Annotated in this window: 22 protein-coding genes; 17 read left to right on the forward strand and 5 right to left on the reverse strand. The window is 57.8% G+C overall.

All coding sequences use genetic code 11. The features are described 5' to 3' along the window. Positions 1-48 precede the first annotated feature (48 nt). Entirely contained in the window at positions 49-933 is an 885-nt protein-coding gene (gene fhcD / locus A4E33_RS13175; protein WP_292348766.1) for a formylmethanofuran--tetrahydromethanopterin N-formyltransferase, read from the reverse strand. Positions 934-1,252: 319 nt separating this feature from the next. On the opposite strand from fhcD, the gene A4E33_RS13180 reads away from it, so the two are divergent. From A4E33_RS13180 to A4E33_RS13235, 12 genes are all read left to right on the forward strand, one after another. Then, positions 1,253-1,351 carry a 4Fe-4S binding protein gene (locus A4E33_RS13180; RefSeq protein WP_292348768.1) on the forward strand — a complete coding sequence of 33 codons (99 nt, stop codon included), beginning with the start codon at positions 1,253-1,255 and terminating at the stop codon, positions 1,349-1,351. A 56-nt stretch (positions 1,352-1,407) separates the two neighbouring features. Further along, complete coding sequence (locus A4E33_RS13185) at positions 1,408-2,583, forward strand: 4Fe-4S binding protein (RefSeq protein ID WP_292348770.1); 1,176 nt, start codon at positions 1,408-1,410, stop codon at positions 2,581-2,583. Between the two features lie 5 nt (positions 2,584-2,588). Then, positions 2,589-3,170, forward strand: a complete 582-nt coding sequence (gene hdrC, locus A4E33_RS13190) for a CoB--CoM heterodisulfide reductase subunit C (RefSeq protein ID WP_292348772.1) — start codon at positions 2,589-2,591, stop codon at positions 3,168-3,170. 3 nt (positions 3,171-3,173) lie between these two features. Next, a complete protein-coding gene (hdrB, locus tag A4E33_RS13195) occupies positions 3,174-4,097 on the forward strand; it encodes a CoB--CoM heterodisulfide reductase subunit B (RefSeq protein ID WP_292348773.1) in 924 nt (307 codons plus the stop codon). Between the two features lie 10 nt (positions 4,098-4,107). Next, complete coding sequence (locus tag A4E33_RS13200; RefSeq protein WP_292348775.1) at positions 4,108-6,294, forward strand: CoB--CoM heterodisulfide reductase iron-sulfur subunit A family protein; 2,187 nt, start codon at positions 4,108-4,110, stop codon at positions 6,292-6,294. Continuing rightward, positions 6,295-6,753, forward strand: a complete 459-nt coding sequence (locus tag A4E33_RS13205) for a hydrogenase iron-sulfur subunit (protein WP_292348777.1) — start codon at positions 6,295-6,297, stop codon at positions 6,751-6,753. It abuts the gene before it with no gap. A 492-nt stretch (positions 6,754-7,245) separates the two neighbouring features. Beyond that, complete coding sequence (gene mcrB, locus A4E33_RS13210; RefSeq protein WP_292348779.1) at positions 7,246-8,559, forward strand: coenzyme-B sulfoethylthiotransferase subunit beta; 1,314 nt, start codon at positions 7,246-7,248, stop codon at positions 8,557-8,559. A gap of 14 nt (positions 8,560-8,573) precedes the next feature. Beyond that, on the forward strand, positions 8,574-9,044 hold the full coding sequence (gene mcrD, locus A4E33_RS13215) for a methyl-coenzyme M reductase operon protein D (protein WP_292348781.1): 471 nt from the start codon (positions 8,574-8,576) through the stop codon (positions 9,042-9,044). Further along, positions 9,044-9,679 (forward strand): methyl-coenzyme M reductase I operon protein C, encoded by a 636-nt coding sequence (gene mcrC / locus A4E33_RS13220; protein WP_292348783.1) that lies wholly within the window; start codon positions 9,044-9,046, stop codon positions 9,677-9,679. Before mcrD ends, mcrC begins: the two co-directional genes overlap by 1 nt. A 7-nt stretch (positions 9,680-9,686) precedes the next feature. After that, positions 9,687-10,454 carry a coenzyme-B sulfoethylthiotransferase subunit gamma gene (mcrG, locus tag A4E33_RS13225; protein ID WP_292348785.1) on the forward strand — a complete coding sequence of 256 codons (768 nt, stop codon included), beginning with the start codon at positions 9,687-9,689 and terminating at the stop codon, positions 10,452-10,454. A gap of 2 nt (positions 10,455-10,456) precedes the next feature. After that, positions 10,457-12,145 (forward strand): coenzyme-B sulfoethylthiotransferase subunit alpha, encoded by a 1,689-nt coding sequence (gene mcrA, locus A4E33_RS13230; RefSeq protein ID WP_292348787.1) that lies wholly within the window; start codon positions 10,457-10,459, stop codon positions 12,143-12,145. 41 nt (positions 12,146-12,186) lie between these two features. Continuing rightward, the gene (locus tag A4E33_RS13235; RefSeq protein ID WP_292348789.1) at positions 12,187-12,561 is read left to right on the forward strand and encodes a hypothetical protein; all 375 of its coding nucleotides are present in this window, start codon (positions 12,187-12,189) and stop codon (positions 12,559-12,561) included. A gap of 754 nt (positions 12,562-13,315) precedes the next feature. Here A4E33_RS13235 and A4E33_RS13240 read toward each other — a convergent pair. After that, entirely contained in the window at positions 13,316-13,801 is a 486-nt protein-coding gene (locus A4E33_RS13240; protein WP_292348791.1) for a DUF2124 domain-containing protein, read from the reverse strand. Between the two features lie 269 nt (positions 13,802-14,070). On the opposite strand from A4E33_RS13240, the gene A4E33_RS13245 reads away from it, so the two are divergent. Then, a complete protein-coding gene (locus A4E33_RS13245; RefSeq protein WP_292348793.1) occupies positions 14,071-14,628 on the forward strand; it encodes a hypothetical protein in 558 nt (185 codons plus the stop codon). 62 nt (positions 14,629-14,690) lie between these two features. On the opposite strand, the gene A4E33_RS13250 is transcribed toward A4E33_RS13245, so the two are convergent. Both A4E33_RS13250 and A4E33_RS13255 read right to left on the reverse strand, forming a co-directional pair. Next, entirely contained in the window at positions 14,691-15,983 is a 1,293-nt protein-coding gene (locus tag A4E33_RS13250; protein ID WP_292348795.1) for a serine/threonine-protein kinase, read from the reverse strand. A gap of 5 nt (positions 15,984-15,988) precedes the next feature. Further along, positions 15,989-16,756: a helix-turn-helix domain-containing protein gene (locus A4E33_RS13255; protein WP_292348797.1), complete on the reverse strand. Its 768-nt coding sequence runs from the start codon at positions 16,754-16,756 to the stop codon at positions 15,989-15,991. Positions 16,757-16,997: 241 nt separating this feature from the next. Here A4E33_RS13255 and A4E33_RS13260 point away from each other — a divergent pair, with 241 nt between their 5' ends. From A4E33_RS13260 to A4E33_RS13270, 3 genes are all read left to right on the forward strand, one after another. After that, positions 16,998-17,471, forward strand: coding sequence for a hypothetical protein (locus tag A4E33_RS13260; RefSeq protein WP_292348799.1), 474 nt, complete (start codon positions 16,998-17,000; stop codon positions 17,469-17,471). 166 nt (positions 17,472-17,637) lie between these two features. Next, positions 17,638-18,795 carry a TIGR04083 family peptide-modifying radical SAM enzyme gene (locus A4E33_RS13265; protein ID WP_292348800.1) on the forward strand — a complete coding sequence of 386 codons (1,158 nt, stop codon included), beginning with the start codon at positions 17,638-17,640 and terminating at the stop codon, positions 18,793-18,795. 101 nt (positions 18,796-18,896) lie between these two features. Next, positions 18,897-19,985: a B12-binding domain-containing protein gene (locus A4E33_RS13270; protein WP_292348802.1), complete on the forward strand. Its 1,089-nt coding sequence runs from the start codon at positions 18,897-18,899 to the stop codon at positions 19,983-19,985. A gap of 64 nt (positions 19,986-20,049) precedes the next feature. Here the strand turns inward: A4E33_RS13270 and A4E33_RS13275 are convergent, their stop codons facing one another. Further along, positions 20,050-20,325 carry an acylphosphatase gene (locus tag A4E33_RS13275; RefSeq protein ID WP_292348803.1) on the reverse strand — a complete coding sequence of 92 codons (276 nt, stop codon included), beginning with the start codon at positions 20,323-20,325 and terminating at the stop codon, positions 20,050-20,052. Between the two features lie 88 nt (positions 20,326-20,413). Here A4E33_RS13275 and A4E33_RS13280 point away from each other — a divergent pair, with 88 nt between their 5' ends. Continuing rightward, positions 20,414-21,055, forward strand: coding sequence for a DNA-3-methyladenine glycosylase (locus A4E33_RS13280; protein ID WP_292348805.1), 642 nt, complete (start codon positions 20,414-20,416; stop codon positions 21,053-21,055). The last annotated feature ends 43 nt before the right edge of the window (positions 21,056-21,098 follow it).

Consider the following 21,098-nt stretch of genomic DNA (forward strand, 5'->3'; position numbering starts at 1 on the left):
AACCGTATTTAAAAAGATCGATGTGAACCGGAAAATGAAAAAAAAAGGTCAGAGGACTTTGTGCAGATCGATTTTATAGGGACCGAGCGTACCGCCAAAGTTCCCGGCCGAGATAAACCTGACACCGGGTACCATGACTGCAGCCCTGATACCAGCGGACATTGCCTCGGCAACCGACTTTTCATCAACCCCATCGATCACAATCTCGTACACTGCCTTAATTCCGGCAGGGATCTTGCTGTCGGGGACTTTCTCGCGGAGGGTCGGGCAGTATTTTTCATTGGTGGAAGCAACCATGAATTTGTACTTGTTGCTGCCTACCTTTGAACCGCTTGCTACAATACCTCCGGGGAAGCTCGTGATGACACCCTTTACCCTGGCAATCGCATCGGATGCAGCCTGTGCACCCATGAGGGCTGCCATCTGGTTCTCACCCATAACAAAGAAGTTGCCGCCGGCAACACCCTTGACGATGCCGAACTCTTCCTCACCGACATACTCCCCGTTCATGATCGGGATGACCCAGCACTTGCGGCCGCCGACTTCTTTCTGGTACTCGTATCCGTCGCCAAAGAAGTGGAGTTTCACCGGTATCTTTTCTTCGGCATTGGTAATGCCGTTGAAGACCGCGGTGGTTGGTGCCGTAAGAACGCACTCGGCGAGGCGCTCGACAACCTGCTCCTTCAGTTTCTTCTTACCGGCACAGATCAGGATGGCAACACCAGGGCGCCCGTCAGGAGTTTCTCCAGCCGGAACATCTCCCTCGATTCCTGCCTCGCACGGGCAGCCGATTGCCGATGTGGCAAAGCCGGTTGCCTCAGTTGCTGCTTTCCTCGCCCATTCAGTAGTGACCGCAGTTATGATAATCCGGCAAACCCATGTCGGGAATGCCTCTGCATACGTATTGTCAATTGTAACGCCATTGATTTCCATACAATAACCTCCGGTACTACAAAGGTACCATGATGGTGACTGAATAAATTTTCTAATTTGATTTGGCTGTTTCTGACCGGAACGATAAGAATACAAGAGCGCAGAAAAAAACGGGAAGAAATGGATGGAAAAGTACACAAGATATCATTAACATAGCGATTTTAACGATTTACTTTTCCGGGAAGTATTTAAACAAGAGGAAAAGAAAATCGGATAAAAGCTCAGAAATTCTCGTTCAATTTCAGAACATTTATCTACATTCTTTTACCACGTTTTGTTAGTCGATTTTCAGAATCGATCTATAGCTGGTGCGTGAAAAATGGCATTTGCAGTGCAAATTATCAAGGAACATTGTACTGGCTGTAATAATTGTGTGGTTGCATGTCCTTATATGAACCGTGTTGTTTACCCGGTGTAAATCCGTGTTCAAGGAAAGGGCAGGAGTGCAATAAGAAACAACGTGAGGGTTAATTCATGGCATTGTTTCCCAAGTTTTCAAAAAAGAAAGACGGTGTTAACGTTGTGATGGAGCAGAGACTCCTCCAGAACGTCAACAACCTTATACTCAATGCAGAGACCTGCACGGGATGCGGCATCTGTGTCGACGCTTGTCCCGAGGAGGCAATCGTCCTCGGGCTTGTCGGTGCATCGCGGAGGGGTGCAATCAACTATGCAGCCCCCATCGATGTCGACGAGACCAAGTGTTCATACTGTGGTGTCTGTGTCATCATGTGCCCGTTCAATGCACTGACCCTGAAGGTTGACGGACAGGAGCGGCTCCCGATCATCGAGAAGGAAGGGTTCCCGCAGTACGATATGAAGGCGGAGATCGATGATGAGAAATGCGTGAAGTGCACGATCTGCGAAGAGGTCTGCCCGCGTGATGCCATCGACCGCAATGTCCCGGCGTACGAAGGTACGTACAAGGGACCGGTTGCCGGCGCCAAGCCAAAAGCAGCCGCGATGAAGAAGAAGACGACTTTTACCGTAGACAAGGAGAAGTGTTCCCTGTGCGGCCTGTGTGGTGCGCTCTGCCCGGCCATTACCGTGAAGCACAAGAAATTCACGGCGGAGACCGGTAAAGTTGAGGGTGACGTCATCTGGGACGAGACCAAGTGCGATGCCTGCAAGGTGTGTGTTGAGGCATGTCCCGAGGAATGCATCACCGTCGAGCGCGAGATCATCTCCGACAAGGTTGACGGCAAGGTCAGCATCATCCAGGACAACTGCTGCACCTGCCGGTGGTGTGCGGTCAACTGCCCGACCGAGGCGATCACTGTCGATAAGATCTTCGAGGGCGACATCGAGTTCCACGCCGAGAAATGCCCCGGCGGCTGCTCGACCTGCGCGGACATCTGCCCGGCCAACGCGATCTACCTGCCGACTCCCAAAGCCGCAGCGGAGATGAAGCGTGATGGCAGAGAGCCGACCATCGCGGTCAACAAGGACTACTGTGTCCTGTGCGGCGCCTGTGTCAACGCCTGCCCCGGCGAGGACATCATCGTCATGCAGCGTACCGGTGTCCGGATGAAAGGAACCGAGACTGACCTGTTCAAGAAGATCAAGGCCAAGCTCTTCACCAAGAGAACCTCAAAGGTCAAGGAAGAAGTGCCCGGCCAGGTCAGCATCAAAGTCATGGGGAAGGCATGATCATCATGGCACGAACGAAAGGTTACCCGGAAGCGCTGGAGAAGAAACTCCGCGACCAGCGATATTACCGTGAAGACTCCAATCCGGACTTCACCAAGAACGTCAAGGCAATCTCCCGCACCATCCCCCACATGTGCTACCAGTGCGGTACCTGCACCGGCTCCTGCCCCTCGGCACCCCGCAGCTCCTACCGTATCCGCCACTTCATGCGGCGGGCGGTCCTTGGCCTCGAGAACGAGGCGCTCACCGACCCCGACCTGTGGCTGTGCACCACCTGTTACAGCTGCTCGGACCGCTGCCCGCGGGACATCATCCCCACGGATGTCATCATGGCAATGAGGAACCTCGCTTTCAAGAGGGATATCGTCCCGGTCAACTTCCTCAAGACCGTGCAGGCAATCTACTCCTCCGGCCACGGCGTTCCCAACAACGACGTCAACAGGGCGGCCCGCGAGAAGCTCGGCCTGACCCGCGACCCGCCGACCACCCACATGTACCCCGAATACATCAAGGGTATCCAGAAGATCCTCGACCACTACAAGCTCAAGGCCAACGCGGACAGGATCGTCAAGGAGAGGGAGGGATAAGCCATGTCAGAAGCAGGCGCAAACCACAAATTCGCATTCTACCTCGGATGCATCGCCCCCAACCGGTACCCCGGTGTCGAATCGGCCTCCATCAAGGCCATGAAGAAACTGGGCGTGGAGCTCGTCCCCCTCAAGGGTGCCAGCTGCTGCCCCGCACCCGGTGCATTCGGCTCGATCGACCTCAAGGTCTTCTACGCCATGGCCGCACGGAACCTCGTGCTCGCCGAGCAGATGAAGATGGACATCGCCCTTGTCTGCAATGGCTGCTACAAGTCGATCTGGGAGGTCAACCACAAGCTCAAGCACAACAAGGACCTCCGCGATGACGTGAACGAAGTCCTCAAGGAGATCGACATGGAGTACAAGGGGACCATCAACGTGTACCACACCGCGGAACTCCTGTACAACGACAAGTTCATCGGCGTTGAGAAAGTCCGCGACAGCGTGACGAATCCCCTGACCGGTGCCCGCATCGCCGTCCACTACGGCTGCCACCTGGTCAAGCCCCACAAGGACCGCGAGTTCGAGAAGGAAGTCATGCTCAACACCGAATGCCCGACCTGGATGGAAGAGCTTGTCGCCGCCCTCGGCGCAACCCCGGTCGAGTACCGCAACAAGATGCAGTGCTGCGGTGCCGGCGGCGGTGTCCGCGGGTACGATATCGTCCACGCGCTGGACATCACCAACGAGAAGCTGTACAACCTTGAGGAAGTCAAGGTGGACGCCCTCACCGATATCTGTCCGTTCTGCCAGCTCCAGTTCGACCGCGGCCAGATCGAGATCCAGGAGAAACTCGGCGCCAGGCACAGCATACCGGTACTTCACTTCGCCGAACTCCTCGGCCTTGCACAGGGAATGAGCCCGCAGGAACTCGGGCTGGACCTCCACGGTATCAGCTGCGAACCATTCCTGCAGAAGGTGCTGTGAGGTGGTAAAAATGGCAGAAAAGAAGAAAGCAACCACCAAGAAAACCGAGTCCAAGAAAGAGGACACCAAGAAGGTAGCTCCCGTGAAACAGGAAGTCAAGAAGCAGGCAGCAGCACCTGCCGCAAAGCCCAAGGCAGCAGCCGCAAGCGCAGCTGCCCCGGCGAAGGCAACCGTCGGCAGCACTACCAAGCAGGGTGACGCACGCATCGGCGTGTTCATCTGCCACTGCGGTACCAACATCGCCGGTTCGATGGACATCGAAGCTGTCCAGGCATATGCAAAGACGCTCCCGAACGTTGCCTATGTTGATAACTACAAGTACATGTGCTCGATGCCCGGGCAGAGTGTCATCAACAAGGCAGTCAAGGAGAACAAGCTGACCGGTGTCGTTGTTGCTGCATGCTCGCCCCGTCTCCACGAGCCGACGTTCAGGACCGCAACCAAGGAGTCCGGCCTGAACCCGTTCCGGTTCGAGATGGCCAACATCCGCGAGCAGAACTCGTGGGTGCACATGCACGACCGCGAAGGCTCGACCGACAAGGCAAAGGACGCAGTAAGGATTGCCGTTGCCAAAGCAGCGCTCCTCCAGGACCTCTTCCCCAAGAGCGTGCCGGTCGAGAAGGCAGCCATGGTCGTCGGTGCCGGTGTCGCCGGCATGCAGGCAGCCCTTGACCTTGCGGCAGCAGGGATCAAGACCTACCTCATCGAGTCCGACATGAGTATCGGCGGGCGCATGTCCCAGCTCGACAAGACCTTCCCGACGCTCGACTGCTCGCAGTGTATCCTGACCCCGAAGATGGTGGATGTCGGCCGGAGCGACAAGATCGAGCTCATGACCTGGTCCGAGGTCCACGAAGTCGAAGGGTACATCGGAAACTTCGACGTCACCATCCGGAAGAAGGCCCGCGGTGTCATGACGCCCAAGGAAGCGGAAGCGAAGGGCATCGTCGGCGGCGGCTGCAACGGCTGCGGTGACTGCGAGGCAGTCTGCCCGGTCGTCAAGCCCAACGAGTTCGAGATCGGCATGAAACCGCGGAAGGCCATCTACATCAACCACCCGCAGGTCGTGCCCCTGATCTACACCATCGACTTCAACTCCTGCGTCAAGTGCGGCCTCTGCGTGACCGCCTGCGGTCCCGAGAAGCGGGCAATCGACCTCGAGATGAAGGACGAGTTCGTCAAGGTCAAGGTCGGGACGGCTATCCTCGCGACCGGCTACGACATCTTCCCCATCGAGAAGAAAGAGGAGTGGGGATACAAGCGGTTCGAGAACGTTATCACGAGCCTCGAGTTCGAGCGGCTTATCTGCGCATCCGGCCCGACCGGCGGCCACCTGGTCCGCCCGAGCGATGGCCAGACCCCGAAGAGGGTCGCATTCGTGCTCTGTGCAGGCTCCCGTGACAACACCGGCACCGGCAAGCCCTACTGCAGCCGGTTCTGCTGCATGTACTCGCTCAAGCACGCCCACCAGATCATTGAAAAGATCCCGGGATGCGTTCCCTACATCTTCTATATGGATATCCGTTCCTTCGGCAAGATGTACGAGGAGTTCTATTACCGCATCCAGGACGAGGGTGCGAAATTCATCCGCGGCCGCGTGGCCAATATCCTCGAGGATCCCAAGACCAAGAACCTCCATGTCATGACCGACGATACACTCCTGAACCGCCCTGTTGACATGGAAGTCGACATGGTTGTTCTCGCGGCAGCAATCCAGCCCAAAGAAGACACGAACCGGACCCGCAAGCTCTTCGGTGTCTCCTGTTCCATGGACGGCTGGCTGCTCGAAGCCCACCCGAAGCTGAACCCGTGCGGAACCACCACGGCCGGTGTCTTCCTTGCCGGTGTCTGCCAGGGGCCCAAGGATATCCCCGACACGGTAGCATCCGCAGAAGGTGCGGCATCCGCGGCATCCATCCCGATCCACATGGGAGAAGTCGAGCTCGAGCCCTACTTTGCCTCCTGTATCGAGGAGAAGTGTGCAGGCTGCGGCATGTGTGTCAACCTCTGCCCCTACAGCGCTCTGTCGCTCGTAGAGAAAGATGGCCGGACCGTGATGCAGGTCACCGAGGCCAAGTGCAAGGGCTGCGGTACCTGCGGCGGATTCTGCCCCGGTGGCGCAATCTGGATGAATCACTTTGCAACGCCCCAGATCGTTGCTCAGATCGATGCCTTCCTGCTCGGAGGTGAGCAGTAAATGTCTGCACCCGGAAACTTCCCGATCCCCGAAAGAGGCCCCGGCATCTGGCAGCCCAAGATCCAGGGCATCGTCTGCAACTGGTGTTCCTATGCCGGTGCCGACCTTGCCGGTGGTGGCCGTATCCAGTACCCCCCGGACATCCGGATCGTGCGCGTCATGTGCACGGGCCGTATCGACTCGCTCTTCGTCCTGAAGGCGTTTGCCGACGGGGCGGATGGCGTGCTCGTCTCCGGTTGTCACTTCGGTGACTGCCACTACCTTGAAGGCAACTACAAGGCAGCCAAGAGGATGTTCATGGTCAAGCGCCTGATGAAGAGCATCGGCCTTGACGACCGCCGCTTCCGGATGACCTTTGTCTCGGCATCCGAAGGCGCAAAGTGGGGCGCTGTTGTTACGGACGTTGTCAAGACGATCCGCGAACTCGGGCCCAGCCCCATCACCGAACTCAAGAAATAACCAGGCTGTGGCGGGGGAGATAACTCTCCCGTCGCATAATGTAAAAACCGGACACGCCTATCGCACCAGACGATGCACTGCAAACCGGTTCCGGGGGTGCCGTATGCCCGGATTGTTCCTGATTCCGGGAATGCACAGCAACCCCTCCCTTTTTATACAGAGCGCACCGGAAAATCGAAGGATTCATACCATGGAATTCGATTTCGTAATAATAATTTTAGTTTTCGTAATACTGCGTAAAACAATGAAACGTGACAAATATGTAGTATTTGAACATTCCTTCTTTTTTTTGAATTATCGCCTGTGATTAATAAAATGATTTTCCGGGATAAAATCGGAATACTTATATGGCGAAATCTGGAATTATTCAATGTCCCTTCCTAGGGGACGTGCAATAGCGACTTTCATTCATTACCAGTATCCCCGCTAGGGTATACTCTCGCTCACTGACAGTACTGTATAGCGGTTAAACGACAATTTGGAGGAATTCAAATGGCAAAATACAAAGATGCAGTAGACCTTTACGACGATGAGGGTAAGCTCTTAAAGAGCAATGTTACCATCGACAAGGTCAGCCCGCTGGTCAACAAGGGAACCGCAGGCATCATCGACCTCACCAAGAGGACCGTTGCAGTCAACCTCGCCGGTATCGAGGACGCACTCAAGACCGGTAAGATGGGTGGCAAGAACAACCAGATCCTCGGCCGCAGCATGAGCTGCAGCTGTGTCAAGGATGCAGATGCACTCGCAGCCAGGATCAAGGACATGGTCCAGGTCACCGATGGCGACAACACCAAGATCACCAAGGTCGGCGGCGGCAAGCTGCTCCTTGTTGAGGTCCCGAGCGCCCGTCTCGACGCCGCGGCAACCTACGATGCGGCGTCCACCGCGGTTGCAGCAGCAACCACCTACGCGGTCATCGACCAGTACAAGGTTGGAATGTTCGACGGTGCATACGTCAAGTCCGCTATCTGGGGTTCCTACCCGGTAACCATGGACATGGCAGGCGGCAACATCGTCTCCATTATGTCCATCCCCCAGAACAACGAAGGCCTCGGCTACGCACTCCGCAACATCCCGGCAAACCACGCGGTCATGATGACCCACCGGAATGCAATCCAGGCAGCAGCCCTGATGTCGACCTTTGAACAGGCCGGCGAATTCGAGATGGGCATGGCAATCGGCCCGTTCGAGCGCGCCCAGCTCCTGCTCTACGCATACCAGGGACTGAACGCAAACAACATGGTCTACGACCTCGTCAAGAAGAACGGCAAGACCGGTACCATCGGTACTGTTGTCCAGAGCCTTGTCGAGCGTGCCATTGAGGACAAGGTCATCAAGGCAGGCAAGAAGGGCAAGAGCGGCTACATCTTCTACGAGACCAAGGACCCCATGCTCTGGAACGCCTACGCATCCGCAGGCACCCTCGCTGCAACCATGGTCAACTGTGGTGCAGGACGGTTCGCCCAGGCAGTCTCCGCAACCCTGCTCTACTTCAACGACCTGCTCGAGCACGAAACGGGCCTCCCCGGCTCTGACTTCGGCCGTGCAATGGGTGTTGCAGTCGGGTTCTCGTTCTTCAGCCACTCGATCTACGGTGGCGGCGGCCCCGGTGGATTCAACGGTAACCACGTCGTTACCCGCCACGCAGCCGGTGTCGGTATGCCCTGTATCGCAGCCGCATGCGCTCTCGATGCAGGCACCCAGATGTTCGGCCCCGAGGCAACCTCGAAGGTCTACCAGGACACCTTCGGCCAGATTGACGCGTTCAAGAGGCCGATGCAGACGATCGCAAAGGCTGTATAAGCCCCTTTGATAAAATGACAGAAGCCACGTTCCCCCAGTGCAGGATCGATTCCGAGCGGTTCATGAACCCCGAGACAACCGAGCGCCTGCTGAACCAGATCATATCAGTTCCCGGTGTACGGCGGATGGTCCTCAACGGACCCCGCCTTCCCGCGACTGTTCCCTTCGGTCCCGCCAAAGGATCTGCCAACCCTCACCCGATGAGGAAGACGATCAAGGTCGGCGACCAGGAGATGGAACTCCAGGTTCATGTAGGCACGGTCCTGCTCGAGCTCGAGAACTGTGACGTCATCCCTGCACTCAGGGCCGCAATCGAACCGGTGTTCAAGGATTTCTCCTTCCGGATCAAGGAAGGAAGGTTCATGAAGACCGAACCGTCACTTGTGGATTACTGCAAATACGGCCCGAACGCGGACAAGGATATGATAGGCCTTGCTGATCCCAACAGCAAGTCCAGACCCGTAATCATTCAGGGAACCAAATAATGCCGATTGGTCGAGTAACCCAGGTTGTTGACTGCCGCGAGGCGATGGGCATGGGAAAAGGAGGCGGGATTGCCCAGCGGGGCACCATCTCCGAATGCCGGTACCCGGACGTCATCGTGGTCGGGATGTCTCCCGGCCGCCGACACGTGACGAAACCGGTATGCGATATCACCTCAGGGCTGCGACAGCAGGGCGTCGAGTACAGCATCAGCACGCTGGTGCTGTATGCGGGGAGCGGCGTGCCCCCGGATGCACCGAAATTGGCCGGTGGCGTCCTTGGCGCTGCAATGGGTATCACCGACAAAGAGATCGCACAGATAGAGAAACACAAGGTTGCCATCCTTCACCACGGGAACGTACGTTCCCATGTTGTTCAGAAGGTCAGGTTTATTCTCCAGGCCTGCGACGTGAAGGCGATCGTTGTTTCCCAGTGCCCGATCGATTACGAGGACCTCGCAAAGGAAGGCGTCAGGACGCCCTTCGTTATGCCGCCCGCGGACAGGATCCGTACGAAAGGTACGGTTATGGCCATTGTCAGCGGCGTGACAAGGGGTCAGACCCCCACGCGAGAGAAGATGGCTGAAGTCATTTCATCGGTAATGAGAATCGTGAAAAAGAAGGAATCATTGGAGTGATAAAATAATGGCATACAAACCCCAGTATGGTCCCGGACAGACCTCTGTCGCCGAGAATCGGCGCAAGCAGATGAACCCGGACCACAAGCTTGCGAAGCTTCGGGATGTCTCCGACAAGGACCTCGTCCTCTGTATGGGACACCGTGCACCCGGCTCGGCATACCCAAGCTGCCACCCGCCGCTCTCCGAGCAGCAGGAGCCCGCATGCCCGATCCGCAAGCTCGTGACCCCGACCGATGGCGCAAAGGCCGGCGACCGCGTCCGCTACATCCAGTTCTCCGACTCGATGTACAATGCACCCTGCCAGCCCTACCAGAGGTCCTACCTCGAGGCATACCGCTTCCGCGGCATTGACCCGGGTACCCTGTCCGGCCGTCAGATCGTCGAGTGCCGTGAGCGCGACCTCGAGAAATATGCAAAGGAACTCGTCGGAACCGAGCTCTTCGATGCAGCACTCACCGGCATCCGCGGATGCACTGTCCACGGACACTCCCTCCGTCTCGATGAGAACGGAATGATGTTCGACATGCTCCAGCGCGCTGTCCTCGACAAGAAGTCAGGCGTTGTCAAGATCGTCAAGGACCAGGTCGGTGTCCCGCTGGACTCCGAGGTCAAGATCGGCAAGCCCATGGATGCAAAGTGGCTCAAGGCAAACACCACCATGTACCACTCTGTCTCCGGTATCGGCTTCCGGGACGACCCCGAGTACGTTGAGTACATCCAGCGCATCCACTCGCTCCGTGTCAAGTACGGCTTCATGCCCAAGGAGGCGTAATCATGGCAAAAGCAGCAAAGATCGAGAGGACCCAGAAGCTCTTCCTGAAGGCAATGAAGGAGAAGTTTGCCGAGGACCCCCAGGCACAGTCAACCGTATTCAAGCGCGAAGGCCTTTCCCAGTCCCCGCGCAAGATGGAGTTCGTCAAGGCCGGTAAGAAGGCCGAGATGGACCGCGGCATCGCGATGTACGACCCGGCACGCTGCCACTGCGGCGGTATCCCGCTCGGCCAGCGCCAGCTGATGACCTACGAGATCAGCACCACCGGCGTCTTCGTCGAGGGTGATGACTGCCACTTCGTCAACAACGCTGCCATGCAGCAGATGTGGGACGATATCCGCAGGACCATCATCGTCGGCCTCGACCTCGCCCACGGCACCCTCCAGAAGAGGCTGGGCAAGGAAGTCACCCCCGAGACCATCAACGAGTACCTCCACGTGCTGAACCACGCAATGCCCGGTGCAGCCGTCGTGCAGGAACACATGGTCGAGACCCACCCGTCACTCGTGGACGACTGTTACGTCAAGGTCTTCACGGGCGACGAGGAAATGACTGACGACCTCGAGCCCCAGTTCGTCCTGAACGTCGACAAGCTCTTCCCGGCCAAGCAGGCAGCCCAGCTGAAGGCAGCCGTCGGCAAGTCGATGTGGCAGGCAGTGCACATCCCCACCACAGTATCCAGGACCTGCGACGGAGGTACGACCTCCCGGTGGTCCGCAATGCAGATCGGTATGTCCTTCATCGGTGCGTACAAGATGTGCGCCGGTGAGGCAGCAGTCGCCGACCTCGCATTCGCCGCAAAGCACGCCGGCGTTATCCAGATGGGTGAGATTCTCCCCGCACGCCGTGCACGCGGCCCGAACGAGCCCGGTGGCATCAAGTTCGGTCTGTTCTCCGATATGATCCAGTCCGACCGCAAGTACCCCAACGACCCCGTCAGGGCATCCCTTGAAGTGGTCGCGGGCGGCTGCATGCTGTTCGACCAGATCTGGCTCGGCAGCTACATGTCCGGCGGTGTCGGGTTCACCCAGTATGCAACCGCTGCATACACCGACAACATCCTTGACGACTTCACCACCTACGGTGTCGACTACGTCAAGAAGAAATACGGCGGCCTTGCAAAGACCAAGCCCACCCAGGAGATTGTCAACGACATCGCCTCGGAGGTCACCCTCTACGGTATGGAGCAGTACGAGGAGTTCCCGACCACGCTCGAGTCCCACTTCGGCGGCTCCCAGCGTGCAACCGTCCTTGCAGCAGCGTCCGGTGTCACCACCTCGCTCGCTACCGCGAACTCCAACGCCGGTCTCAACGCATGGTACATGTCCATGCTGATGCACAAGGAAGGCTGGTCACGTCTCGGATTCTTCGGCTACGACCTGCAGGACCAGTGCGGTTCCGCAAACTGTATGTCCATCCGGCCCGACGAGGGTTGTGTTGGCGAACTCCGTGGCCCGAACTACCCGAACTATGCAATGAACGTCGGTCACCAGGGCGGCTACGCAGGTATCGCAGCCTCGGCACACATTGCCCGCGGCGACGCGTGGACCCTCAACCCGCTCATCAAGATCACGTTCGCAGACCCCTCGCTCAAGTTCGACTTCTCCGAAGTCCGCCGCGAGTTTGCGAAGGGTGCAATCCGCGAGTTCATGCCCGCCGGCGAGCGCTCGCTGATCATCCCCGCAAAGTAAATCCAATCTTCATCTTTTTTTCCGAAGGTTATCAGACCCCGATGCTGGAGAAGACCGCGGGAGCGTTCTTTGACATGCGCGAGGGCTCGAAGATCAGCAAGTCTCCCGCTTGCAAGATCCATACCTGGCCACAATTTGACCAGATATCGCGGGTCGGATCCTACAAAAATAAATTCGACCCCCCACAGGTATCGCACCCTGCCGATATGCTCCTGTACATCTCTCTTACGTCGGAAAAACACGCCTTAATGTATGAACAGCAACACCCCAAAGGAAAGTGTTCATGGGGGGGTCGAATTTATTTTTCACACCATTTCCGGAAAATTACCGGTCAGCTGCAGGGACAGGGCCTGCCGGAACGTCGGAACATACCGGCAGGTTCCGGGCTTTGGGTTTTGACAGCAGAAAAAAAATAAATCCGACCCCCCATTGCCGTCGTCAAACCGACCACCAGGTTTTTCTTGTCAGCACCCGTTGTTGCTAATCATAGGAGCCGGACTATTCCCGCCACCATACCAGTACAGGAATGGAATGGACAAACATTAAGAGCGCTGGCTGCTCCGGGAAAACGGTTCCTGACAGAACACGAGACATACCATGGCACGTTTCATCGAGAAACCCGGTAAAAAGAGTGCATTCCGGTACCTGAAACATCCATTTTCGGACATCGGGAAATTCGAAGAAATAGTCCGGGAGATCGTTCTGAAGAATCCCTTTGACTGCACCTCATACATGAAAAAGGGCAGGAACCATCCCCCGGTGGAGAAGGTGCGTGAGAAGTATACTGCAAAATTCGTGTACGAAGATGCAGATGGAAAACAGGTCGGCAACGGGCTGGACATGTATACATCAGCTGAAGGGTACCAGTACGGTATCGCCGCCGTCATCTCCAATATGGCAAATGTCGCCGCCCACGGGGGCAAAGTACGCCATGATCCCGCATCCGACCTTTTTTCCGTCACCCTGCAATGCAACGACCCGGCACCGGTCTGTTCTTCCTGGACCTATCCCGCGGGAAACTTACGATCTCCTCATACAGGAACGATGCAGTCCTGCACCGTATCCAGGACTGGGCAGATCGTATCCCTGCACTGGAAGGATCAAGAGCGCCTCCTCACGGTACACGGAAGAGAGGGAGGCCACCTGGCAGGAAATCGTGAAGAAAAAAAACTATTTCCTCGTCACTTCAACCGGGTCGATATTCGCATCGATCAGGCAGTCGAAAGAGATGGTTCCAAGCCATCCGGCCTTCTCGAACATATGCATGAAACAGACACCGATGACCGCCGCACCGGGATACTTCCCGATAAGAGCCTTCACCTGCTCTGCTTTGACAGGAGCATCCGGCATTGAGAGCCCCCCCATGATAACAACTGCTTTGGGTTTCAGGGATATGGGGGACACGCGGGCCTGCATGCCGACATCATCGATATAACCGATCTTTTTTGCCCGGGTCTCGTCAAGGTACGGAACAAAAATCTGCTCAGGCTCAAGCGTCCGGAGCGCAAATGCAAGCAGCTCGACAAACGGGGCGCATGTGCCCGGCATACCGTAATACACTACCTGATCTCCCTTCCTGATATTCTTTGATGCAATGAATTCCTTGAACGGACGCAGGATACCCGGTACACCGTGGAATACTTCTTTTGTGGCCATGATAGATAAACAGTCTTGCCCGGATATATTAATGGTTACCCGGTCTGCCGGAACGATCGGGCAGGAAGGTTTCTGTCCATCCGGACACGGGTGATTCCGTAAAAATAATAATAGTATTTAAACATACGTATGGTTTGGAACGGCCTGATTGACCTCGAAATCGCTTTTTAGTCAATTAAATGATGAGAATTAAATAGGAGTATCACAGATTACCCATCTTACGGGACATACACTCATCTGTATGTGAACTCTGACGGGCTGAAGAAGTTATGACTACAGCAAATCTGAATTACGAACTGCCAACACCGGAAGATATCACGTGGAAAATGTCGTTCGGAAAACTTGAGATCGTCGTGATTGCGGTGATCTTCCTCCAGTCGCTCCTGGTTGCGTGGTTCCTCTTTTTGATCGCAGGAGGGCTTGATCAGTCGATGCCCCTCTTCCGGGTCATAATGGGTGCTGCCATCGTATTTGCCATCCTGATACCGGTCTTCATCCTGATCGAGGGATTCCGCTACAGCTCGATCCTGGCCGGGTTCTTCACCCCCCTGCTCCTCTATTCCCTGATGTACCCCCTGTTCAACTCGCTCCTGTACCATATCAACCTGTTCCTGAACCCGGCGACCATCGTTCCCGCCATTGTCGGGGGATTGGGATTCGGGCTGATCGGACTTGGCGCCTATCACATGCGGAGCGGGATTGCGAGGTCGTTTGCCCTGGTGACCACCGGCCTTACCATCATTTTCCTGAGCTCTCCCATGGTCCTTGCGGTATTCCTGTTTGTGGTTACGGGCGAGCTCATCTCAATCCCCGGCTTTATCTCCTGAATCCGACCCTCCTTTTTTCCGGAAGCCTGGCCACGTTCACCGGGTGTACCTTCCGGTTGCCTTCACCAGCCTTTGGCTTGTACATGTTCGAGATCCCGGATCAGATCGTCAACCGAGGAGTACCGGTCCTCCGGTCGTTTTTCCAGGCACCGGAGAATGATCGATCGCAGATCGTCGTCATGCCGGCCGCCCCACCGGGGGACGACCGGTTCATCCTCGGTAATCGCTATCGTGAGATCCAGCATCCCTTCCCGCCAAAACGCCGTTGTGCCGGTCAGGAGCTCGCACATGAGCATGCCGAGCTGGTAGATGTCGGTGGCAGGCCCGGGACGGCCGAAGCGGTGGGGGGCCAGCTGCTCGGGCGCTGCATACGAAGGCGAGAACCCGATCATGCTGGACTGGCGGGGATCGTCAAGGGCTTTTGCAAGGCCCCAGTCCGTGATCTTGGGAGTGCCGTCTTCCGAGAGGAGAATGTTCTCCGGCTTGATGTCGCGGTGGACGATCCCCCGGTCATGGGCATATGCGATCCCCCGGGCAATCCCGAGCACGAGCCCGACAGCCCGTTCTTCGGGCACCGGCATGGCGAGGGACGAGAGGGACGAGGGGGCGTATTCCATCTCGATGTACGGCACGGGCAGGATATTCGCAGACCAGATGCGGATGATGTTTTTGTGCTCAAGCCCCTGCCAGTTGACGATGTCCCGGGTGAAGTGGGTGCCGGTCGCCTCATCGTACCGGACCGGTACCTTGACGGCGACCGTCATGCCGGTCTTCGTGTTCGTTGCCCGGAAGACCCGGGCAAGTCCCCCTTCGCCAACGAACTCGGCATGCGCAAAGCGTTTTGCGAGCGATGGCGGGAACAGGACTGCCGGCCCGGTCGGCAGCAGGGACCCCTCCGGAACCGGGGGCGACGTGTCCCCGACCAGGGTCGGGTTGCCCGGCAAGGTCGCCGGCTGCTGGTTTTTCCCGGCCGGAATCCCTTTCCACCGGCGGAAAAGGAAATACAGGATTGCAAGGAGCCCAATCCCCGCAACTGCGAGAATGAGAAGGAACAGGGCAGACGGGAGGGTCACTTTCGGACGGTCGATCGCCCGGAGCTGCTGGGCGAGCGATGTACGGTTTCCACGGGCGGGCTCAGCTGTCGGGGGCTGGGTGACTGCGGGTGAGGGAACCAGTGTCGGAGTGCGTATTGAGGCCGGATCAGGCTGTTTCCGGGGATCAGCCGACGGCCCGGCGAAGACAGCGGGAATGAGAAGCAGGACGGAGAACAGCAGCAGGAGGAAGACCGCGGTTATCCGGCAGGACCCGGGGTATACCCTGCCGGAAGATGTCCGTACGTGCGTTCTGCTTCCCATACCTGTCACTCGTCCGCGATGAAGAGGAGCCGGGCGCTGTTCGCCCCGAGCGAGAGATCGATGACATCCCCGCTGTGCACGGGGATGCCCTTCATGGGGTCGAGCCGCCGGGAGTTCAGGAAGGTGCCCCCGGTGCTTGCATTGTCCTCGATCTGCCAGCCACCGGCCGTCTCAACCAGGAAAGCGTGTGGCCGGGTCACCCGCGTCACGGCACGATAACTGTCCGGCAGGACGACCATCCCGCGGGAGCCGGCTGGCGGGTGGTCCGGGTCCTCCCTGCCGAGCGCAACCCGATCAGCGTCCAGGATAAAGGTCCGGCCATCTGCAGGGCCACCTATCAGGAAGAGGACGGGGCCCGCCTGTCCCTCCGTTGCCGGTAGTTCCGCCCGGACGGCACGGATGCGGTCGCGGATATCGTTGTACCCCATCGGCGATGCGATGCTTGAGAAGACGCCGAGGGTGGCAGCAAGGTTCTCGAGCGCACCCGGTGCAAGCGTGTACTTCCAGACCGGGGCAACGCCCCGCTCCGTCTCCCGCCCGAACCCGGCTCCCCGCGTGACGAGCCCGGTGCTGACCAGCCGGTCAAGGTGCTTCTTCGCGTTCTGGTAGGTCATGCCGGTGAACTCTGCGATTGCCGCGGTCTCCCGGGGCTCCCGCTCGATGAACTTGAGGATCCGGAGCCGCTGGGGGTTGGACAACACCTCGAGATACTCGGACAACTCCTCGAGGAAGACGGGATCCGTTGCAATAGCGATGGTCTTCTGTTCTTCCATGCTGATCACTCGGGCCTGCCCTGCAGCGCACAGGGTATCTCAGGGAAGTTTTGTCCTGCCGGGTATAAAAACGACCGGGGATTCCGGGGGCTGCCCTTCCGGGAAGCATAACCTGCAGGTTCAACGCTGAGCCGGGGGCGTTTACACGCGGGAATGCCCGCATTTTACGAATACATAACCCACCGGAGAAAACGATGGATCAGGATGCGGAACAACGCATCAGGAACCAGGTGACCACACCATGCAAAAGAACCTCGTTGCAGGCGCCCTCGTGGCGCTCTGCGTTATCGGTATGCTGGCGCTGCCGGCATCCGCGGCACCGCTCACGACCACGGGATCACCCGCAAAGATCAGCACCGTGGACCCGGGGCTCAAAGACGATCTCCGGGCCAGCCATATGCAGTTCCGTCTCGCCCGCTACGACATGAATGTACAGCAGGCGAACGCGGTCATGACGATCCTGCAGAAGTACACCATCGACACGACGGCATGCCAGGCAACGCTGACAACCATCGAAGGGAAGCGTGCAGACCTCCAGTCGGCGCTCGGGTCAGAGGACCGGGAGAAGCTTAAGACTGTCAACGAGGAACTCAAGACCCTCTGGAAACAGTTCCGCAAGAACCTCCGGGATGCGGTGAAGTCGCACTACGGCAGGGGAAGTGCGGACACTACGGCATCGGATGCTCTCGACAGCCCCGGCCTGGGATCGGACTGAGCCTGGAAACACCATACACCCTTTTCTTTGGAAAATTTCCTTACGGGATAATTTCCCTGCTACGGACGGAGCCCTGGAATCGACTGGTTCCGCTGGATTTACTGAGTTCGTCAGGCTGAGTGTTTTTGGTAAGCCTCATACCCTCGCACGCGCAACATCACATGCAATGAAAAATCCCTTCCACATCATGATCATCCCGACGCTGGGATGTCCCGGGCGCTGCAGGTACTGCTGGAGCTCGGAGGAAGGGTCGCCGATCATGACGATCGACACGGTGAACGACATTGTTGCATGGCTCAGGGATTTCCGGTCCGACCGCGTCACGTTCACGTTCCACGGGGGCGAACCGCTGCTTGCCGGGGCTGACTTCTACCGGCAGGCGCTGCCGCTGCTTGCCGGGGAACTGAAGGAGCTCACCCCCGATTTTGCCATGCAGACAAATCTCTGGAGGATGACGCCGGAGATCGCCGCAGTGCTGGCCCAATATCATGTTCCCCTGGGTTCCTCGATCGATGGGCCGGAGGAGATCACCGATTCCCAGCGGGGCGAAGGGTACTATGAGAAGTGCATGAAGGGATACGAGATCGCGACCGCTGCCGGCCTGCAGGTCCGGTTCATCTGCACCTTCACCAACAAATCCGTGAAACACCGCGACGAGATCTTTAATTTTTTCAAGGAGAAGGGTTTTGTCCTGAAACTCCATCCGGCCCTGCCCTCGCTCCGTTCGGAGAACCCGAAGGAGTGGGCGCTGGAACCTTCTGAATATGGCGATCTGCTGGTGTACCTTCTCGACAAGGCGCTCGACAACCTCGGGAAGGTGGAAGTCATGAACATCAACGACCTGTGCCGGTGTGTCTTCACCCGCCGGGGGAGCGTCTGCACCTTCGTCAACTGCATGGGCAGCACCTTCGCGATCGGGCCCGACGGCAGCATCTACCCCTGCTACCGTTTCGTCGGCATGCCGGAATGGGTGATGGCAAACGTCAGGGACAAGCCGACGATGGAGCAGCTGATGCAGTCTGATCCGGGGAGGCGCATGACCGCATTCTCGGAGTATGTGGATCTTCACTGCAAAGACTGCTCCCACATCCGGTACTGCCGGGGCGGATGCCCGTACAACGCTATCGCCCCCTCCGGCGGATCTCTCGAGGGCACAGACCCCCACTGCACCGCCTATAAGCGCATTTTCGATGAGCTCAATGACCGGCTGAACAGCGAAATGTACGATGAGCCGTCATCCGGAACGGGCTCCGGCAGGCCTGCGGCCGGCAGAAAGAAAAGGCCCGGCGTGATGGCGCTGATGCGGTCGATTGTGACACGGTAAGTACCAGTGCAGGGAGCGGCGGTACCTTTCAGCGTACGCATCACCATAATCCTCATTACCCGCGAGCGGGATTTCTCTGTATCAACGGATGTGTCCCTGACATGACTGCAAAAAAAACCGCATCCTACCGCCCGGTCAGCCTGAACCGGGAGTTCCTTGCCGGGAACATACTGGAAACCCTCGCCCGCAGGGAAAGAAAAGCATGGGAACTCCTCAGCATGGAGCGGCGCGTTGAAGTCCGGGAGGTATCCCTGTCCGCCATCACGGCGCTTGAGGAGTCGCTTGCCATCCGGTCCCCCGTATTCCTTGAAGAGGCCGCCCGCTGGACACAGGTACGCTTCGCGGCGCTGCATTACCCCCAGGGTTTTGCTGCTGCCTTCATATCGTGTCTTGCGGAGGTTATTTCGCGGGACCTTCCCGGGGACTACCGGAAGGAGGCCGCTGCCTATGCGAAAAGCGCGGCGGCAGCCCTCAGGTCCGCTGCCCGGAACGCTGGCCTGGGAAAAAAACAGGAATCCCTCTCACCGGCTGCCCGGGCATTCATCAGGGCAGGCCTCTCGGGAGACCTTCCCGGATGCAGGGCGGTCATAAAAAAAGCGCTCGCGGCAAAAAAACCGGTGGCAGAGATCTACACGCGCATCTTTATACCGGTGCTGTACGAGACCGGCCGGCTCTGGCAGGCGGGGGATGCCACGATCGCACAGGAACATTTCATTTCAGCCATTGTCCGCCAGAGCATGGACCGGCTCCATGAACACGTTGCTGACGCGTCCCGGCGGACCAGGCAAAACAAGAGCGTTGTTGCTGCATGCGTCGGGGAGGAACTTCACGACATCGGGATCCGCATGGTCGGGGACTTTTTCGAGATGGACGGCTGGGATGTCTATTTCCTTGGCGCCAATACACCGCCAAAAAGCATCCTCGCTGCTGTAAGGGAGCAGGAGCCGGACGTACTCGCACTCTCGGTCACCATGCCGTCCCGGCTCCGCGATGCAGAGTACCTGATCCGGTCGCTCAGGGCGTCCCCGGACACTGCGAAGGTAAAGATCATTGTCGGGGGCAGCCCGTTCAGGATCCTGCCGGATCTCGGGAAGCGTATTGGAGCCGACGCGGTCACAGGATCTGCTGAGGACGCCGTCCCTGTTGCACGGAAATTGCTACGGATGAAGGCCGTAGGAAAAAAAGAATAATCTCCAACTTTTTCATGTAATGCATACACACCAGGGCAACCTGGAAAACCTTAACAATCCTTTATCACCAGCTGACCCGGAACCCGTGGAACTCTCCGGTTGCCTGACCTTTTTCCACGGTTATTTCGTCCACGCGGATGACGGGATCGTTGCGGGCATGGGCAAGGCGGATGAAGTCGTCGAGGGCCGCAGGGGAGCTTTCGGCTACGATCCGGACCGTACCGTCGGGTTCGTTCTTCACCCAGCCATGGATTCCGGTTGCATGCGCGCACTCCGATACATAATACCGGTACCCGACGCCCTGTACCCGGCCCCGCGCAACAGCGGTGACACGTTCCATGGAATATCATCTGACAGCAGGGCGATAAAGGTTCGGAAATGATACCGGAGGATGCCGGATACCTGTACCTGCCTGACCGGAACGAAACGTGAAAATCCCACGGGCGACAACACTCCTGGAGATTACTATGGCCACCTTCCAGTATGGAAGCCGCGAGATCGAGTATCTCCGCAGACGAGACGGGCGTCTCGGGCGGGCCATCGACGAGATCGGGATGATCGAGCGCAAGGTAACACCGGATCTCTTTACCGCACTCGTTGCCAGCGTGGCAGGCCAGCAGGTTTCTGCAAAAGCCGCTGAAACGGTCTGGCGCCGGCTGGAAAACCTGCTCGGATCCGTTACGCCACAGACCACCTCTGCCGTTTCCCGGGAGGAGATACAACAATGCGGGATGTCGATGAGAAAGGCCGGGTATATTAAAAGTATTGGAGATGCTGTATTGAACGGCGAGATAGACCTGGACGGGCTTTGGGATCTTTCCGATGACGAAGTAATCGCACGTCTAACGGCGCTGGACGGGGTGGGTGTCTGGACGGCAGAGATGCTGCTCATCTTCTCGATGCAAAGGCAGGATGTCGTGAGCTGGGGTGACTTTGCTATCCGGCGGGGTATGATGCAGCTGTACGGGATCGATACCCTCGACCGGGCACGGTTCGAACGCTACCGGAGACGCTACTCACCATATGGTTCCGTGGCATCCCTGTACCTCTGGGAGATCTCGCACCGGTAACGAGGGTGGGGATCATGTGCGGGATACAGAGATCCCCTGACGT

Origin of the sequence: Methanoregula sp. PtaB.Bin085 (assembly GCF_002067035.1) — an archaeon.
In the GTDB taxonomy this organism is placed as follows: Archaea; Halobacteriota; Methanomicrobia; order Methanomicrobiales; family Methanospirillaceae; genus Methanoregula.

Excerpts from the sequence above, each read along its gene's own strand:
- A4E33_RS13275 (WP_292348803.1), bottom strand. The coding sequence starts at position 20,325 with ATGGAACGTGTCACCGCTGTTGCGCGGGGCCGGGTACAGGGCGTCGGG.
- mcrA (WP_292348787.1), top strand. The coding sequence starts at position 10,457 with ATGGCAAAAGCAGCAAAGATCGAGAGGACCCAGAAGCTCTTCCTGAAG.
- A4E33_RS13185 (WP_292348770.1), top strand. The coding sequence starts at position 1,408 with ATGGCATTGTTTCCCAAGTTTTCAAAAAAGAAAGACGGTGTTAACGTT.
- mcrC (WP_292348783.1), top strand. The coding sequence starts at position 9,044 with ATGCCGATTGGTCGAGTAACCCAGGTTGTTGACTGCCGCGAGGCGATG.
- hdrC (WP_292348772.1), top strand. The coding sequence starts at position 2,589 with ATGGCACGAACGAAAGGTTACCCGGAAGCGCTGGAGAAGAAACTCCGC.
- mcrB (WP_292348779.1), top strand. The coding sequence starts at position 7,246 with ATGGCAAAATACAAAGATGCAGTAGACCTTTACGACGATGAGGGTAAG.
- A4E33_RS13200 (WP_292348775.1), top strand. The coding sequence starts at position 4,108 with ATGGCAGAAAAGAAGAAAGCAACCACCAAGAAAACCGAGTCCAAGAAA.
- A4E33_RS13260 (WP_292348799.1), top strand. The coding sequence starts at position 16,998 with ATGCAAAAGAACCTCGTTGCAGGCGCCCTCGTGGCGCTCTGCGTTATC.
- A4E33_RS13235 (WP_292348789.1), top strand. The coding sequence starts at position 12,187 with ATGCTGGAGAAGACCGCGGGAGCGTTCTTTGACATGCGCGAGGGCTCG.
- A4E33_RS13205 (WP_292348777.1), top strand. The coding sequence starts at position 6,295 with ATGTCTGCACCCGGAAACTTCCCGATCCCCGAAAGAGGCCCCGGCATC.
- hdrB (WP_292348773.1), top strand. The coding sequence starts at position 3,174 with ATGTCAGAAGCAGGCGCAAACCACAAATTCGCATTCTACCTCGGATGC.
- fhcD (WP_292348766.1), bottom strand. The coding sequence starts at position 933 with ATGGAAATCAATGGCGTTACAATTGACAATACGTATGCAGAGGCATTC.
- A4E33_RS13265 (WP_292348800.1), top strand. The coding sequence starts at position 17,638 with ATGAAAAATCCCTTCCACATCATGATCATCCCGACGCTGGGATGTCCC.
- A4E33_RS13180 (WP_292348768.1), top strand. The coding sequence starts at position 1,253 with ATGGCATTTGCAGTGCAAATTATCAAGGAACATTGTACTGGCTGTAAT.
- A4E33_RS13250 (WP_292348795.1), bottom strand. The coding sequence starts at position 15,983 with ATGGGAAGCAGAACGCACGTACGGACATCTTCCGGCAGGGTATACCCC.
- mcrG (WP_292348785.1), top strand. The coding sequence starts at position 9,687 with ATGGCATACAAACCCCAGTATGGTCCCGGACAGACCTCTGTCGCCGAG.
- A4E33_RS13240 (WP_292348791.1), bottom strand. The coding sequence starts at position 13,801 with ATGGCCACAAAAGAAGTATTCCACGGTGTACCGGGTATCCTGCGTCCG.
- A4E33_RS13245 (WP_292348793.1), top strand. The coding sequence starts at position 14,071 with ATGACTACAGCAAATCTGAATTACGAACTGCCAACACCGGAAGATATC.
- mcrD (WP_292348781.1), top strand. The coding sequence starts at position 8,574 with ATGACAGAAGCCACGTTCCCCCAGTGCAGGATCGATTCCGAGCGGTTC.
- A4E33_RS13255 (WP_292348797.1), bottom strand. The coding sequence starts at position 16,756 with ATGGAAGAACAGAAGACCATCGCTATTGCAACGGATCCCGTCTTCCTC.
- A4E33_RS13270 (WP_292348802.1), top strand. The coding sequence starts at position 18,897 with ATGACTGCAAAAAAAACCGCATCCTACCGCCCGGTCAGCCTGAACCGG.